The organism is Salinimicrobium sp. 3283s (assembly GCF_039602225.1).
GTDB classification, from domain to species: domain Bacteria; phylum Bacteroidota; class Bacteroidia; order Flavobacteriales; family Flavobacteriaceae; genus Salinimicrobium; species Salinimicrobium profundisediminis.
Map to the genome: position 1 here is coordinate 3237132 of NZ_CP143631.1, position 17101 is coordinate 3254232.

Annotated in this window: 9 protein-coding genes, 2 tRNA genes and 3 rRNA genes; 7 read left to right on the plus strand and 7 right to left on the minus strand. The window is 43.3% G+C overall.

The window, feature by feature from the left end; genetic code table 11:
• Position 1: 1 nt before the first annotated feature.
• Together VS868_RS14370 and VS868_RS14375 are read right to left on the minus strand one after the other, a co-directional pair.
• Positions 2 to 292, minus strand: a complete 291-nt coding sequence (locus VS868_RS14370; RefSeq protein WP_345598456.1) for a chaperone modulator CbpM — start codon at positions 290 to 292, stop codon at positions 2 to 4.
• On the minus strand, positions 285 to 1220 hold the full coding sequence (locus VS868_RS14375; protein WP_345598457.1) for a J domain-containing protein: 936 nt from the start codon (positions 1218 to 1220) through the stop codon (positions 285 to 287). The genes VS868_RS14370 and VS868_RS14375 overlap by 8 nt, the downstream gene beginning before the upstream one ends.
• A gap of 174 nt (positions 1221 to 1394) precedes the next feature.
• Between VS868_RS14375 and acs the strand changes: the two genes are divergently transcribed.
• Positions 1395 to 3305, plus strand: coding sequence for an acetate--CoA ligase (gene acs, locus VS868_RS14380; protein WP_345598458.1), 1911 nt, complete (start codon positions 1395 to 1397; stop codon positions 3303 to 3305).
• Between the two features lie 48 nt (positions 3306 to 3353).
• Here acs and VS868_RS14385 read toward each other — a convergent pair whose 3' ends face one another.
• The 4 genes from VS868_RS14385 to VS868_RS14400 form a co-directional block, all read right to left on the minus strand.
• The gene (locus tag VS868_RS14385) at positions 3354 to 4016 is read right to left on the minus strand and encodes a 3'-5' exonuclease (protein WP_345598459.1); all 663 of its coding nucleotides are present in this window, start codon (positions 4014 to 4016) and stop codon (positions 3354 to 3356) included.
• Positions 4009 to 5928, minus strand: coding sequence for a DUF294 nucleotidyltransferase-like domain-containing protein (locus VS868_RS14390; protein WP_345598460.1), 1920 nt, complete (start codon positions 5926 to 5928; stop codon positions 4009 to 4011). The genes VS868_RS14385 and VS868_RS14390 overlap by 8 nt, the downstream gene beginning before the upstream one ends.
• A 100-nt stretch (positions 5929 to 6028) precedes the next feature.
• Positions 6029 to 7123 (minus strand): DNA topoisomerase IB, encoded by a 1095-nt coding sequence (locus VS868_RS14395; RefSeq protein ID WP_345598461.1) that lies wholly within the window; start codon positions 7121 to 7123, stop codon positions 6029 to 6031.
• Between the two features lie 123 nt (positions 7124 to 7246).
• Positions 7247 to 8335: a M42 family metallopeptidase gene (locus tag VS868_RS14400; RefSeq protein ID WP_345598462.1), complete on the minus strand. Its 1089-nt coding sequence runs from the start codon at positions 8333 to 8335 to the stop codon at positions 7247 to 7249.
• Between the two features lie 85 nt (positions 8336 to 8420).
• Here VS868_RS14400 and VS868_RS14405 point away from each other — a divergent pair, with 85 nt between their 5' ends.
• The 6 genes from VS868_RS14405 (at position 8421) to rrf (ending at position 16419) form a co-directional block, all read left to right on the plus strand.
• Positions 8421 to 9131 carry a DUF4294 domain-containing protein gene (locus VS868_RS14405; RefSeq protein WP_345598464.1) on the plus strand — a complete coding sequence of 237 codons (711 nt, stop codon included), beginning with the start codon at positions 8421 to 8423 and terminating at the stop codon, positions 9129 to 9131.
• Between the two features lie 1890 nt (positions 9132 to 11021).
• Positions 11022 to 12543, plus strand: a 16S ribosomal RNA gene (locus VS868_RS14410).
• A gap of 196 nt (positions 12544 to 12739) precedes the next feature.
• Positions 12740 to 12813 (plus strand) — tRNA-Ile (locus VS868_RS14415).
• Between the two features lie 171 nt (positions 12814 to 12984).
• Positions 12985 to 13061: transfer RNA gene (locus tag VS868_RS14420), tRNA-Ala, on the plus strand.
• Between the two features lie 248 nt (positions 13062 to 13309).
• Positions 13310 to 16143: ribosomal RNA gene (locus tag VS868_RS14425) — 23S ribosomal RNA — on the plus strand.
• A gap of 167 nt (positions 16144 to 16310) precedes the next feature.
• Positions 16311 to 16419: ribosomal RNA gene (gene rrf, locus VS868_RS14430) — 5S ribosomal RNA — on the plus strand.
• Together the 16S, 23S and 5S rRNA genes with 2 tRNA genes alongside form the textbook arrangement of a ribosomal RNA operon.
• A gap of 252 nt (positions 16420 to 16671) precedes the next feature.
• On the opposite strand, the gene VS868_RS14435 is transcribed toward rrf, so the two are convergent.
• Complete coding sequence (locus VS868_RS14435; RefSeq protein ID WP_345598465.1) at positions 16672 to 17100, minus strand: DUF4268 domain-containing protein; 429 nt, start codon at positions 17098 to 17100, stop codon at positions 16672 to 16674.
• Position 17101: the final 1 nt, after the last annotated feature.

Sequence of the window (17101 nt, forward strand, 5' to 3'; positions counted from 1 at the left end):
GTTAGTCTTCATATAATTTAAGCCGATTTTGCAGCTGCCTTACTTCATTCTGTAAGTGGGAAACCCGGTCAAGTAAATGATTTATAGCCTCTATGCCTTCCAGGTTTATATCCAGGTCATAATGCAGGCGCATCAAGCGTTCCAGCTCCCTTATTTGCTCCTGTTCTATGTATTCATTTTCTTCAATAATCACTGTCTGTATCAGGCCGTGTTCGGTGAGCGACTGTATAAACGAATACTCCAGTTTGTGGCAGTGACAAAATTCTACGATTGAGATATATTGATCATCCATTTTTCCGCAGTTTTTTCAGTTCCTGTAAAAGTTCCTTTTCACGAGCATTCAGATGGGTTGGGATCTTTAGGGTATAAGTTATAAATAGATCACCAAATTTGCCATCTTTTTTATACACCGGAAAGCCTTTTCCTTTAAGCTTTACTGTAGTGCCATTTTGAGTTTCGGGCTTTACGGTAAGTTTTACCTTTCCGTCAAAAGTATCCACCATGAGTTCGCCGCCCAATATAGCCGTAAAAATATCCAGCTCCACGTCTTTATAAAGATGCTGCCCTTCGCGTTTAAACGTGCTGTTGTTGTTAATGGCGAAAGTGAGGAGCAAATCTCCGCTGGGCCCGCCGTTCATTCCTTCGCCACCATAGCCTTTAATTCTAATGGTTTGCCCGTTTTCCACTCCTGCAGGAATGGTGAGCCTTATGTTCTTTCCGTTTACGGTAAGGGTTTGTTTGTGGGTTCTGTAAACATCGGTGAGGTTAAGATGCAGTTCGGCGTTGTAATCCTGCCCTCTAAAACGGGTGGTTCTCTGCCTTCCGCCAGCAGCTCCTCCAAACATAGATTCAAAAAAGTCTGAAAAATCCCCCCCTTCAAATCCGCCGCTGCTAAAACTTTCTGCACCGCCAAATCCTCCGGTTCTTCCCCCAAAACCGCTACCAGACTGCCGCTGATACTGTTGCTGGGCTTTTGCTTTTTCAAATTCTTCGGCATGTTGCCAGTCTTTGCCGTACTGGTCGTATTTTTTCCGCTTTTCGGGATCTATGAGCACTTCATGAGCCTCATTGATCTGCTGAAATTTTTTTTGGGCAGCGGTGTCATTGGGGTTGAGGTCGGGGTGGTATTTTCGGGCCAGCTTTCGGTAAGCCTTCTTTATATCACTTTTAGTAGCATTCTTATCCAGCTCTAAAACCTTGTAATAGTCGATAAATTCCATAGGTTTTTCTGAAGTTTAAAAAATCCTGTACTTACTTAAAGATACATATTTCAGAAAAAATAACGAACGTGGGTAACATTTATTCCTTCGGAAAAATACCTCTCAAAAATGTCATTTTTGAGTACCCCCTGAAAATTTATTTGTTTTTGAAGAAGCTTTTCCTAATTTTAAAAAATGGAAAATCTACAATTACGCACCTTTGCCGATTATAAGAAGGCTTACAAAAAAAGCATAAAAGATCCTGAAGCTTTTTGGGATGAAGTAGCATCTACTTTTACCTGGCAGAAAAAGTGGGATAAAACCCTGGAGTGGGATTTTAAAAAACCAGAAGTAAAATGGTTTCAGGGCGGAAAGTTGAATATCACAGAAAACTGCCTTGACCGTCACCTGGACACCCTGGGAAATAAAACTGCCATAATTTGGGAACCTAACGACCCTGATGAGGAATCCCGCTACATTACTTATAGGCAGCTTTTTGTAAAAGTTTCCCATTTTGCGAATGTGCTTAAGAATAATGGTATCAAAAAGGGGGACAGGGTTTGTCTTTATATGCCCATGATCCCCGAACTGGCCATTGCAATGCTTGCCTGCGCCCGTATTGGCGCTGTTCACTCTATTGTGTTTGCCGGATTTTCCAGCTCTGCCATTGCAAAGCGGATTAATGATTCAGATTGTAAGATGCTCATCACGGCAAATGAAGTTTACAGAGGTTCCAAAAAGGTGAATTTAAAGGAGATGTGTGATAAGGCCCTGGAGCAAACTCCCGGGGTGGAAACAGTAATTGTTTATCGCCGTACAGTAGAACCAACACCTATGAAAGAGGGGCGGGATAAGTTCTGGTTTGATGAACTTCAAAAAGCCGAAAAAGAATGCCCTCCAGAAGTTATGGATGCCGAAGATATGTTGTTTATACTTTATACTTCAGGCTCAACAGGAAAACCTAAGGGCATGGTGCATACAGTGGGAGGTTATCTTGTGGGTACTACTTACTCCTTTCAAAACGTGTTTCAGCTCGAAAAAGATGATGTGTACTGGTGTACTGCCGATATAGGCTGGATTACCGGTCACTCCTATATTATTTACGGTCCGCTGGCCTCGGGTGCCACTACCGTGATGTTTGAAGGAATTCCCAGTTATCCCGACTACGGAAGGTTCTGGGATATTGTAGATAAATTAAAGGTCACCCATTTTTATACTGCTCCTACAGCAATAAGATCACTTGCTAAACAACCCCTGAGTTTTGTAGAGAATCATGACCTGTCTTCTCTCAAAGCCCTCGGAAGTGTGGGAGAACCAATTAATGAGGAAGCCTGGCACTGGTATAATGATAATGTTGGGAAAGGAAATTGCCCTGTGGTTGATACGTGGTGGCAAACCGAAACCGGCGCTATCATGATTTCACCGCTTGCCGGGATCACCCCTACCAGGCCAACTTTTGCCACCCTGCCACTGCCGGGTGTACAGCCTGTGCTAATGGATAATGAAGGAGAGGAGATCCCCAATACCACCGAACCTGTTGAAGGTAGGCTGGCCATTAAGTTCCCCTGGCCATCTATTGCGCGTACTATTTACGGTGACCATCAACGTTATAAAGAAGTCTATTTTTCTACTTTTGAAAACAAATATTTTACAGGTGACGGGGCATATCGCGATGCCACAGGTAACTATCGAATTACAGGAAGGGTTGATGATATAGTTATTGTATCTGGTCACAACCTGGGAACTGCTGCCATAGAAAATGCTATTGATGAACATGAAAACGTAGTAGAGAGTGCGGTAGTAGGTTTTCCACACGAAGTTAAAGGGAATGCACTTTATGCTTACGTTATTCTCTACGATAAAGTGGAACCTTCGGAAGAATTGGAAAAAGAAATCAAAGATATTGTTTCTCAAACCCTGGGCCCAATTGCAAAACCTGAAAAGATCCAGTTTGTTAGCGGACTTCCAAAAACGCGAAGCGGTAAAATTATGAGGAGGATTCTAAGGAAGATCGCCTCTAATGATACCGATAATCTTGGGGACACTTCAACGCTGCTCAACCCTGAAATAGTGGATGAAATCTTGGCCGAGGCTAAGCATGATTAAATTGGCGTAGAAAAAATAATTAATTTACAGGGAGATGAATTTTTAGGATTAAAGCTTTAATAGTTCCTTAAATTTCATCTCCTTTTTCTTGTCGATTTTTCCGAGGATCTTTAGGAAAGCTATTGCAGTAATGAATGCATCGCCAATTGCGGTATGCCTGTCTTTAACATCAATAATAAAAGCTTCGGCAATTTCATCTAGGGAATAATTTTTCTCCCTGTCTATGAGGTTGGAGTTTAATAACGTCTTCCTGTACAAATATCCCGTATCCAAAACCGGGTTCTTCAATTTTGGCAATCCCCTTCTTTTCAAAGCTGAATTGATCATTTTAATATCAAAAACCGCGTGATGGGCAACCAGGACAGCATTCCCTATGTACTTTAAAAATTTGCGGATAGCTTCTTCTTCTGTAAGGCTTTCAGTTTTTTCCTCTTTAAGTATACCGTGAATTTTCACCGATTCGGGATTAAATCTTTCCTGCTGTAAATAATGTTCGAAAGTTTGAGAAACATCTAATTCATTAGACCTTACTTTCACAGCGCCAATACTCAGGATTCGGTCGTTTTTATAATCAAATCCTGTGGTCTCTGTGTCTAAAACAACAAAAGTTGTTTGCGAAACAAATGCAGGTAGCTCCTCCTGAAATTTCGCTTCGTAAGCGTTCCAGAATTCTGGGTAATCTGGACTTTCTTTTCTAAAAAAATTAAACATGATATCCCGAAATTTCGAATCTAATCTTTACAAGATCCTGCACTTCTTTTAAGCTTCTAAAGCACCGTTTTAACTTCATTTTTTCCTCCTTACTTAGTTCTTCGAGTTTGATGAACCTGCCGTTATTACGTTCTTTAATACCTTGTTTTGTTCGAAATTTCAGAAGAGCTTTAGATGCAAATGAACAGGCGAGGTAAAGTTCCCTGTTTGATGGCTCCAGTTGTGTCAGTTTATCAAATCTTTCGGAAGTATTGCTCAAATTTTTAACCTCGTGGGAGAGGATCAAAAGCCTTCCTGCATCTGTGAGGGGAGTTATGGCTCTCTTTTTAATATCAAAAGTGTCTTTGTTTTCCCCATCGTGTTCTACTACGAATTGCCGGAAAAATCCAAGAGGCGGCGGATTTCTCAATGTAACTGCAGCCAGGGCAGAAGTGAACCTTTTGTTGTTGCGGGTTAATTCAAAAATGTGGTCAGATAGTGCGTTAGATAATTTTACATTTCCGTAAGAGATATCAAAATCAAAGAAAATTGAACTTAGCAGCAATTCATCATTACCTGCGTTAGTGATCCATAGTGCCACCTGTTCTTTCCATTCCGAAAGACTTTTACACCATTGCTCATTTTTAGCCATAGTATTTACCGGGCAATATTCATAACCTATTATACTCAGGCGTTTATTTACCTTTTTTGCCAGTTCAAGAAAATAAGCTTTGGTGGCAGCATGATGTTCAGGGGCAACATCTGCAAAAATTATGGCATTGTCCTGGTCGGTTTGCAGCAGTTGCTCTTTCCGGCCCTGGCTCCCTAAAGACAGCCAGGCAAATTCGGCTGGGGGAGGAGCAGGCATTTTTTTAATACATCTTTCTACGATCCTTTTTATAGAGGCATCATTAAGCTCAAAAATGATCTTTGAGATAAGGTTTAGAGGAATATTACTTTCAAGATAACCTCTTAGCAACAAAGTGATTTTATTCCGAATCTTCTTCAGTTCATTGGTGCTGTTAGACCGCTGAATAGCTTTCATAAGTATCGAAGGGTTATTCCCTTCAGACAGCATGATGTTATGAGCAGAAAGAATCCCGATGACCTGTGAATTTGGAGTGCCATCTTCAGTAATACAAATATGGTCAATCCCGTGTTTCATCATAGTGAGTTGCGCCTGCGAAATAGTAATGCCTTTTGAATAACAAATCACAGGAGAACTCATGATTTCTGAAACAGGAACTGCTTCAAGAGCCATTCCGTTAGCAACAAGGTCTCTAAAATTTTCATCGGTAACTATACCCACCGGAATATTGTCTTCTACAACAACCAGAGAACCTACCATTCTGGATTTCATTTTCTGTGCTGCTTTTTGAACAGTGGTGGCAGGAGAAATGGTAATTACTTTACGGGTAATGGGTGCCGGTTGTAATTCAAAAAGATTTTGCGCTGCAACTACGGGGGGAGTTGAGGTGAGAAGTTTTCCTTTGTCTCCCGAAGCATAAGGGTTTCGGGTATTTGAAGCAAAACTCTGCAATAAAAATTCTCTTACCCTCGGATGATTTTCTGCAATGGGTTTAAAGATATCAATAGGAATCCCATATAATATTGACTCTTCGACGGCCAGGGTTTCCAGCAGGTAATTTTCTTTCGCAAACAATGGCCGCAACCCAAAAATATCGCCTTCATCACATTTATCTATGGTCTCAAAAATGTCATTTTGGGGCTTTAATACTGAAACCGCTCCCTTATTGACCACGTAAAAGTACTGATGCTGTTCTTCTCCGGCTTTAAAAATGCTTCTTCCTTTTTCAACATAAACCACTTTCACTTCGCTGGCAAGGGTGTAAAGTTGTTCTTGCTGAAGCAGGTCAAACGGCGGAAAATTCTTCAGAAAATCGGCTATCCTGGCTGCTATGGTGTTTTTCATACAGCTAATTTAGGCAAAAGAAATATTTGGAATATTCTATGCTGAAGCCTTTTTTAAGAAATTTCAGAAGGATTTTTTTTAGCAGAAAATGAAAGGCAAATTAAGATATAGCTTCTTTTTCTTCCAGTTCTATTTCAAAATCCTTGAGTAATTCAAGAAGTACTTCTTCAGTCTGTGAAAGATTAGGCTTGGAAGTGCGTTTTCTTTCCACCTTTTTGAAATAAGTAACAATATCCCCGGTTTCATAAAGCTTGACCACGTGTGGGTGTACGTAATAACTGCGGCATACACTACGCGTGTTGTTCAAAGCTTCGGCGGCGGCATCATAAGCTTCAAGAATGTTCTTTTTATTCTGCTTTTCTTCTTCAGTAAAACCTATTTCCCGAAGTTTCTCAAAAAATATCTTGGTTGCGCTCCAGGTCCTGAAATCTTTAGCCGAAAAAAGTGCGCCGCTCAAATCCTGTATGTACTCGTTGACCATCCCGCTATCAATGCTGTGCTTTTTTCCGTCTTCCCCAATGTATTTGAAGACCTCCCACCCGGGAATTTCCTCACATTGGTTCACCAGCTTAATGAGCTTCTTATCGCGGATAGAAACGGTATTTTCAATTCCGCGTTTCCCAAAAAAGTTGAATTGCATTTCCCCTTTTGAGATCTTCACATGCCGACTCCTAAGCGTGGAGAGTCCGTAAGATTTATTTTGTTTGGCGTAAGTCTCATTACCAATGCGAATATGGGTTTCCTCCATGAGTCTTATAATCAGGGCCAGTACTTTTTCCTGCGGCATGCCCTTTTTATCGAGATCTTCATCTACCTGCGTCCGAATTTTAGGTAAAACTTTTCCGAAGGAGATCATTTTGTAAAACTTTGTAAGATTTCTGAGTTTTGTCCAGTCGGGGTGGTACATGTACTGCTTTCGTTGCTTGGCATCCAGCCCCACAACCTGTAAGTGCCCGTTGGAGTGGGGGCAGATTCGCACTTTTTCCCACGCGGGTGGGATTACCAGTTTTTTGATCCTTGCCAGGGCCTCTTCATCTTTTAAAGGCTCTCCCTCGTGCAGGTATTGATATCCTTTTCCTCTTTTGCGGCGTTCTATGCACAGGTCGTCTTCAGAAGTATATTGAAGATTTGCCTTTTCGGCGGCCAGGTCTGGGTTAGAGATGAGTGAATTTACTTCATCAGAGGAAAGCACCATGAATTTTTTTTCTTAAATATAGTTTTCATCGATATCTCTTCTATGTAAAGAAATGTGAAAACTTCAGAAAAAATAAAGCCTCCTAAAAAAAGGAGGCTCAAAAATGACATTTTTGGATGCTATTTATTCAAAGTAGCTAAAGGTATCCCCATCCTTTAGTTGCAGTAAACTTTCATAGATCAACCTTATCACGTTTTCCACATCGTTGCGGTGCACCATTTCAACAGTGGTGTGCATGTAGCGTAGGGGAAGGGAGATCAAAGCCGATGCCACCCCGCCGTTGCTGTAGGCAAAAGCATCAGTATCTGTCCCTGTCATTCTTGAAGAAGCCATACGCTGGAACGGGATCTGTTTGTCTTCAGCAGTTTGGATAAGAAGATTGCGAAGTTTGTTTTGAACGGCCGGTGCATACGAGATTACCGGGCCATCTCCAATTTTGGTAAGGCCGTTGGTCTTTTTCTCGATCATTGGAGTAGTAGTGTCGTGCGTAACATCGGTCACTATGGCAACATTAGGTTTAATGCGCTGGGTGATCATTTCGGCACCTCTTAGGCCAATTTCTTCCTGTACCGAGTTTGTAATGTAAAGTCCGAAAGGGAATTTTTTCTTATTCTCCTTCAGCAGACGGGCAACTTCAGCAATCATAAAACCTCCAATGCGATTATCTAAAGCCCTGCTCACGAATTTGTCTTTGTTCAGAATAAAGAACTCATCGGGATAGGTGATCACACAGCCCACGTGTACGCCCAGGGCTTCAACTTCCTCTTTAGAAGAGCAGCCAACATCTATAGAAATATTGTCAAGTTTTGGAGCCTGTTCCTTCTCCTTATCGCGGGTGTGAATAGCCGGCCATCCAAAAACCCCTTTTACAATCCCGTTCCTGGTGTGAATGTTTACTCTTTTGGAAGCGGCGATTTGATGATCACTACCGCCATTGCGAATTACGTAGATCAAACCATCATCGGTAATGTAATTAACATACCACGAGATCTCATCGGCGTGACCTTCTATTACTACCTTATATTTTGCTTTTGGGTTTATCACTCCTACAGCGGTACCGTAAGTATCTGTAATGAACTCATCAACATAAGGTTCTATGTAATTCATCCACAGCTTTTGGCCTTCCCATTCGTAGCCTGTAGGCGCTGCGTTATTTAAATATTTTTCTAAGAAATCTATCGACTTTTCAGTAAGAATTTTTTCCTGACTCATTATTTTATTCTTTTGCACGAATTTAGGAAGATTTGAAGAGCTGACAATTTATAGATAATGTAATTTTGGAATGATTTTAGCTCCCATGTTGAAAACGAATATTTTGAAGCAGATTTTATTCATTTTTCTGTGTTTGATCCCGGCTGCTGCATTTGCTCAGATTAAAGAGCCCGTGCAGGATAGTGTGGAATATGAATATTACATCATCGAGGGAGATACCATTGCACGTTCACATATAGACCTGGGCGAGGTACTTATTTTGAGCCGCCTAAAATTTGATAATGATCTTGAAAGGCGTAAATATCTTATTCTTCGCCGCAAGACGATAAAAGTTTACCCTTATGCCAAACTGGCTTCAGAACGGTTGGTAGAGCTCAATAGCAGGCTTGATCAAATAAAATCCAGGAGGGATCAAAAACGCTACACAAAAATAGTCCAGAATTATATTGAAAATCAATTCTCGGCCGAATTAAAGAAATTGACCCGCACCGAGGGGCAGATCCTTGTAAAATTGATTCACAGGCAAACCGGGATTACGGCTTTTGATCTTGTAAAAGATCTCAAGAGTGGCTGGAGGGCTTTTTGGTATAACACCACGGCCAGTTTCTTTGATATTTCGCTGAAAGAAGAATTCGATCCAGCAAAAAATCAGGAAGACTATTATATTGAAGATATTTTACAAAGGGCTTTTCAGGGGAGACAGCTGGAAAGACAACCCTCTGCGCTCGACTATAATTTCCTGGAACTTACAGATAAATGGTCTTCCCCTGCTGCAAAAGGAGACCGCAAATCCTGATAATTTTAATCATTTGGGCGTTCCCCGCCTTCGCTACCGCTCATGCGGGTCGGGCTATCCGCTCCAATCTTTTTGCTCGTGCCTTGCAAAAAGGATTTCCGCTGCTATCCCTAACGCGGGTACACGTCTTCGATTCATAATAATGTAATGGGATTGGGGTTTTTCGTTTTCGATTGGCATTGAAATAATCGGATTGAATTGATTGTTTTGATTCCTATTAATGTAATTCGATGGATATTTCGTTTATCAGCTATAAACATTTGACCCCTTCGGGGTCATCCCTGCTGAAGAATAATACAAATACCGATCCTTTGGATCCGGATGGTTAAACCCTAACAGGTCTTTGTAACGTAATAAGTCACGAGCCCAAGACACAATGGGTCTTATTATTTTAATTACAGGAACAGGTTACAAACCGCGTCCCTGAAGGGGTCACATGTTTTTAACCTGGATACCGTGATGACCCCGACCCCGAAGGGGTCGTACCTTCCGAAACGCCAACTCTCAAAAATGCCATTATTGGAACCTCTTACCTGATAAACGATGTTTTAAAAGCCGGAAGGAGCCATATAATTATAGGGCTTTCACAAAATTGTACCTCCTGCTGGTGTGATTCTTACCACATACTATATATTAAGAACAGGTCACGAACCCAGACCCTGGAGGGGTCTTATGTTTCATAACCCCTGAAGCCCTCGACTCCACGACCCCGAAGGGGTCATATGTTTGTAACTAAGAGGCAGTCACACCTTCGACGCCGACGGGGTCGCACCTTTGTGAATGTCACCTCTCAAAAATGCCATTTTCGGCACCTCTTATCTCATAAGGTATGTCTCAGGGTCCGAAGGAGCCATATAATAGTAGTACTTTCACAAAATTGCACCTCCTGCTGGTAATGGATCTACATAGTATATATAAGAGATATCATGTACTCATAATTTCGAAGGAATTACATGCTTATAGCAGGAGTGGAGGGAACTGTGACCCCGACGGGGTCCAATATTTATAACCAAGAGATCACGCCCCACACGACCCCGGCGGGGTCGCACCATCGAAAAATGCCCATCCTTGTAACCATACATCCTCTACTTTTAATTTCAGGATAAAAAAGTGTAGAAAAAATCTCTCTTCAAAAATTTCATTTTCAGCACCTTAGTTTTGGGGTTTAGAAAAATGTCAAAAAAACCTTAAAATATTTTTGTTGGAGGCTTGTGGGATTAGAATTCAGTTGTATATTTGCAGCCGCTTTGAGAGGGAGTGACGGGGGTAGGAGAGACGGTGTCTGAGCCTATATGTAGCAAGCCTTTAAAGCGAATAAGTTCTCTGAAATTTTTTTGAATTTTATCTTGGATTGTAAAGGAAATTGGTTTTATCTTTGCATCCGCTTTGAGAGGCACGGTAAGTGTTCTTTTAGGGTTGAAAAAGTTCTCTAAAAAACATTTTGAAGTTAAGTAATAAAGGTTGTAAGTTTGCATCCGCTTTTACGGGATTAGCTTCGAGAGTGGCTGAAAAAAAATAAAATTTTTTTATTGTCAGTTTCAAAAAAGGTTATACATTTGCAGCCGCTTTGAGAGAGAGCGAAAGTTCATAAAAACATGCTGAAAAGAAATCCCGGGTTGGGTGAGATAGAATAAGGTTCGACTCCTTTAATTTCAACAAGACGATCCTTCCAGTAATACGGAATGATCCTCCCCTTATAAAGGGGAGGTGCCGAAGGCGGAGGGGGTTTGAGTTCATTGACATATTGAATTGACAGCGCGTATGTTGCTTTAATTAGCAACAAATGCAAATAAGAATTAAGACTAGAAGAACGTTTTGAGCTTTGATTCCCGGTTAAACGGGATGAAGAAGAGGAATTCCTTTAGTAGTTGTTAAAGTATATAAGATTTAACGATGAAGAGTTTGATCCTGGCTCAGGATGAACGCTAGCGGCAGGCTTAACACATGCAAGTCGAGGGGCAGCACGTCTTCGGATGGTGGCGACCGGCGCACGGGTGCGTAACGCGTATACAATCTACCTTTTACAGGGGCATAGCCCGGGGAAACCCGGATTAATATCCCATGGTATTATTAAATGGCATCGTTTGATAATTAAAGCTTCGGCGGTAAAAGATGAGTATGCGTCCTATTAGCTAGATGGTAAGGTAACGGCTTACCATGGCTACGATAGGTAGGGGTCCTGAGAGGGAGATCCCCCACACTGGTACTGAGACACGGACCAGACTCCTACGGGAGGCAGCAGTGAGGAATATTGGACAATGGGCGAGAGCCTGATCCAGCCATGCCGCGTGCAGGAAGACTGCCCTATGGGTTGTAAACTGCTTTTATACGGGAAGAAACACCCCTTCGTGAAGGGGCTTGACGGTACCGTATGAATAAGGATCGGCTAACTCCGTGCCAGCAGCCGCGGTAATACGGAGGATCCAAGCGTTATCCGGAATCATTGGGTTTAAAGGGTCCGTAGGCGGGTTTGTAAGTCAGTGGTGAAAGTCTGCAGCTCAACTGTAGAACTGCCATTGATACTGCATACCTTGAGTAATTATGAAGTGGTTAGAATATGTAGTGTAGCGGTGAAATGCATAGATATTACATAGAATACCGATTGCGAAGGCAGATCACTAATAATTTACTGACGCTGATGGACGAAAGCGTAGGTAGCGAACAGGATTAGATACCCTGGTAGTCTACGCCGTAAACGATGGTTACTAGCTGTTTGGCTCGATTGAGAGCTGAGTGGCTAAGCGAAAGTGATAAGTAACCCACCTGGGGAGTACGTTCGCAAGAATGAAACTCAAAGGAATTGACGGGGGCCCGCACAAGCGGTGGAGCATGTGGTTTAATTCGATGATACGCGAGGAACCTTACCAGGGCTTAAATGTAGCTTGACAGGGGTGGAAACACCTTTTCCTTCGGGCAAGTTACAAGGTGCTGCATGGTTGTCGTCAGCTCGTGCCGTGAGGTGTCAGGTTAAGTCCTATAACGAGCGCAACCCCTGTGATTAGTTGCCAGCGAGTAATGTCGGGAACTCTAATCAGACTGCCGGTGCAAACCGTGAGGAAGGTGGGGATGACGTCAAATCATCACGGCCCTTACGTCCTGGGCCACACACGTGCTACAATGGTAGGGACAGAGAGCAGCCACTGGGCGACCAGGAGCGAATCTATAAACCCTATCACAGTTCGGATCGGAGTCTGCAACTCGACTCCGTGAAGCTGGAATCGCTAGTAATCGCATATCAGCCATGATGCGGTGAATACGTTCCCGGGCCTTGTACACACCGCCCGTCAAGCCATGGAAGCTGGGGGTACCTGAAGTCGGTCACCGCAAGGAGCCGCCTAGGGTAAAACTGGTAACTGGGGCTAAGTCGTAACAAGGTAGCCGTACCGGAAGGTGCGGCTGGAACACCTCCTTTCTAGAGATTTTGCCTCTTATAAGGCAAAACGCAATTACGACATAAGGAGCCTTTTTACAAATAAAGTGATAAGCTTCTTTTGGTCTTAATTCACTGTCAATTTAATAATATATAGTATTGAGATATGAGTATTGAGTATTGAGATGAGGCGAAAAGCTATCTCACTACTAATTACTAACTACTCACTACTAATTGCAGTCTCATAGCTCAGCTGGTTAGAGCGCTACACTGATAATGTAGAGGTCGGCAGTTCGAGTCTGCCTGAGACTACGAAATACAATTAACAATGATCAATAAACAATGGTCAGAGTTAAGAAGTTCATTGAGAAATACTGAAGGAAATTTTAGAAGTTGGGCAACCAGTTTACAGTACGCAGTTAAGCAGTACGCAGTACAGTGAGAACTGAATACTGAATACTGACCACTGCCAACTAAAAAAACGGGGGATTAGCTCAGCTGGCTAGAGCGCCTGCCTTGCACGCAGGAGGTCATCGGTTCGACTCCGATATTCTCCACCACACAATGATCAATAAACAATGATCAATGATCAGTTTTAAACTGGTGATTGTTGATTGCTAATTGATAATTGTAGAAAGTTCATTGACATATTGGAAAATAAGAATACGAGAAACATAAAAATTTCTATAGTTGTAAGATTATAGATAGAGCAAATTATATTAAATAAGAGTGTTGAAGTAAGAATAGGAGTTATTTATAATTCTGAACTCTTAACTCATAACTTTTAAAAGAGCATATTAGGTAAAAGCACATAAGCTAAATAAGGGCGTATGGGGAATGCCTAGGCTCTCAGAGGCGATGAAGGACGTGATAAGCTGCGAAAAGCTGCGGGGACTGGCACATACAGGTTGATCCGCAGATATCCGAATGGGGCAACCCAGCATACTGAAGGTATGTTATCCGAAAGGAGGCGAACCCGGAGAACTGAAACATCTAAGTACCCGGAGGAGAAGAAAACAATAGTGATTGCGCTAGTAGTGGCGAGCGAACGCGCATTAGCCCAAACCGGTAAGTTTACGGACTTACCGGGGTTGTAGGACCACGACATTGGTTGTGAACAGAATTAGAACACTTTGGAAAGAGTGGCCATAGACGGTGATAGCCCGGTATAAGTAATGAACATAAACCATAGTGGTATCCTGAGTAGTGCGGGGCACGAGAAACCCTGTATGAATTTGGCGGGACCATCCGCTAAGGCTAAATACTCCTGAGAGACCGATAGTGAACCAGTACCGTGAGGGAAAGGTGAAAAGAACCGTGAATAACGGAGTGAAATAGATCCTGAAACCATACGCTTACAAGCGGTCGGAGCCCTTTAGGGGGTGACGGCGTGCCTTTTGCATAATGAGCCTACGAGTTAACGTTGCCAGCGAGGTTAAGGGGTTAAGCCCTGGAGCCGTAGCGAAAGCGAGTCTGAATAGGGCGCTTTAGTTGGTAGTGTTAGACGCGAAACCGTGTGATCTACCCTTGGGCAGGTTGAAGCTGTGGTAACACATAGTGGAGGACCGAACCCGTTGACGTTGAAAAGTCTTGGGATGACCTGAGGGTAGGGGTGAAAGGCCAATCAAACTCGGAAATAGCTCGTACTCCCCGAAATGCATTTAGGTGCAGCGATTAATTAGTTTTATAGAGGTAGAGCTACTGATTGGATGCGGGGGCTTCACCGCCTACCAATTCCTGACAAACTCCGAATGCTATAAAATGATGTTAATCAGTGAGGGCATGGGTGCTAAGGTCCATGTCCGAGAGGGAAAGAACCCAGACCATCAGCTAAGGTCCCCAAATGTATGTTAAGTTGAAAAAACGCGGTTGAACTGCTTAGACAGCTAGGATGTTGGCTTGGAAGCAGCCATTCATTTAAAGAGTGCGTAACAGCTCACTAGTCGAGCGGTTCGGCATGGATAATAATCGGGCATAAACATACTACCGAAGCTATGGATTCTATACATTAGTATAGAGTGGTAGGGGAGCATTGTAACAGCGTAGAAGGTGTACTGCGAGGTATGCTGGAGCGGTTACAAAAGAAAATGTAGGCATAAGTAACGATAATGCGGGCGAGAAACCCGCACACCGAAAGACTAAGGTTTCCTCAGCTATGCTAATCAGCTGAGGGTTAGTCGGGGCCTAAGGCGAACCCGAAAGGGGTAGTCGATGGACAACCAGTTAATATTCTGGTACCTGCTTTGCGTTAAAAGTGACGGAGGCGAGAATTAGGTGCGCACTGACGGAATAGTGCGTTGAAGGGAGTGGTAACACCCCGATAGTACACCCAAGCTTCGGCGGCGGTGATAATCCTGAATATCGACTTCCAAGAAAAGCGAGCAAAAGCAGCCCGTACCGCAAACCGACACAGGTAGTTGGGATGAGAATTCTAAGGTGCTCGAGAGATTCATGGCTAAGGAACTAGGCAAAATTGACCTGTAACTTCGGGAGAAAGGTCGCCCCACTCCGGTGGGGCCGCAGTGAAAAGGTCCAGGCGACTGTTTATCAAAAACACAGGACTCTGCTAAATCGAAAGATGATGTATAGGGTCTGACACCTGCCCGGTGCTGGAAGGTTAAGAGGAGATGTTAGCTTCGGCGAAGCATTGAATTGAAGCCCCAGTAAACGGCGGCCGTAACTATAACGGTCCTAAGGTAGCGAAATTCCTTGTCGGGTAAGTTCCGACCTGCACGAATGGTGCAACGATCTGGACACTGTCTCAGCCATGAGCTCGGTGAAATTGTAGTATCGGTGAAGATGCCGATTACCCGCTGTGGGACGAAAAGACCCCGTGAACCTTTACTATAGCTTAGTATTGACTTTGGACAAGTGATGTGTAGGATAGGTGGGAGACATTGAAGCGGTATCGCCAGGTATCGTGGAGTCATTGTTGAAATACCACCCTTTACTTGTTTGAAGCCTAACTTCCATTGGAAGGACAGTGCTTGGTGGGTAGTTTGACTGGGGTGGTCGCCTCCAAAAGAGTAACGGAGGCTTCTAAAGGTTCCCTCAGCACGCTTGGTAACCGTGCGTAGAGTGCAATGGCATAAGGGAGCTTGACTGAGAGACATACAGGTCGATCAGGTACGAAAGTAGAGCATAGTGATCCGGTGGTTCCGCATGGAAGGGCCATCGCTCAAAGGATAAAAGGTACTCCGGGGATAACAGGCTGATCTCCCCCAAGAGCTCACATCGACGGGGGGGTTTGGCACCTCGATGTCGGCTCGTCACATCCTGGGGCTGGAGAAGGTCCCAAGGGTTGGGCTGTTCGCCCATTAAAGTGGCACGCGAGCTGGGTTCAGAACGTCGTGAGACAGTTCGGTCTCTATCTACAGTGGGCGTTAGAAATTTGAGTGGATCTGACTCTAGTACGAGAGGACCGAGTTGGACCAACCTCTGGTGTACCAGTTGTTCCGCCAGGAGCACTGCTGGGTAGCTACGTTGGGAAGGGATAAGCGCTGAAAGCATATAAGCGCGAAACCCACCACAAGATGAGATTTCTTTAAAGGATCGTGGGAGACTACCACGTTGATAGGTCACAGGTGTAAAGGCAGTAATGTCATAGCCGAGTGATACTAATAATCCGTATAGCTTAGTGCGCTTCCCGGCCTGCAAGGGCCGGGGAGGATAACCTAAAGCTTAATATACTGCTCAAAGTGTTTTCTTATATTATTATTTTCCAACTATGTCAAAGTTATTAGGTATGATATCTAGTAAGTAATCATGGCTACTGCCAACTGATCACTGAACACTGCATACTAACGATTTAAGGTGGTTATAGCAACGGGGCTCACCTCTTCCCATTCCGAACAGAGAAGTTAAGCCCGTTAGCGCAGATGGTACTGCTATTTGTGGGAGAGTATGTCGCCGCCTTTCTTTTAAACCCTTCATCATTTATTTGATGAAGGGTTTTTTTATGCCCTAAAATCAGCATGGCCTGTGGCCAGCCCCCCCTCCTCAAAGAAGAGTGGAGGAATGATCCGAGTTTATCCCGCTGGCGCGGATTTGCAATCCGTGCCGGGTTCCACAACAACTTCCTGGAAATATGCACGGCCTGCAGCCACCCCACACAGAGAGGAGGGTAGATTTTGTAAAAAATACTATTTTGGAAACCGTTGGCGCGGATTTCTACTGCTCAATAAAATCCCTGTACTCCAGGAAAAAGCGCTCCATGGCATCCATGTTTTTATCGAGCCATAACTGAACCTTTGGCCAGCCTTTTTTATTGTGGATATCAACACCTGGTATTGTGACGTAGATGCGGGAAATTATTTTTCCGTCTTCAAGCTGATATGATTTGTCAAAAACTGCTTCAGGTAAAAATTCATCTTTAAGAATCACCTTCAGGCTTTCGAATTTCTCAAAATAATAAAGTCTCATGATCTCATCATTAGCATCGAGATCTATAGAAACTTCAGCAGTATCGCGGGTAAAGGTGAATTTTAAAGACAGGTCTTTAATTCTGGTGTTGTATAAAAGCCACTTTCGGGGGTGATTTTTTCCGAAGCTGGTCCAGAATTCCTGGCGAATCTTTTTACTTTCAGCACGACTGTACATA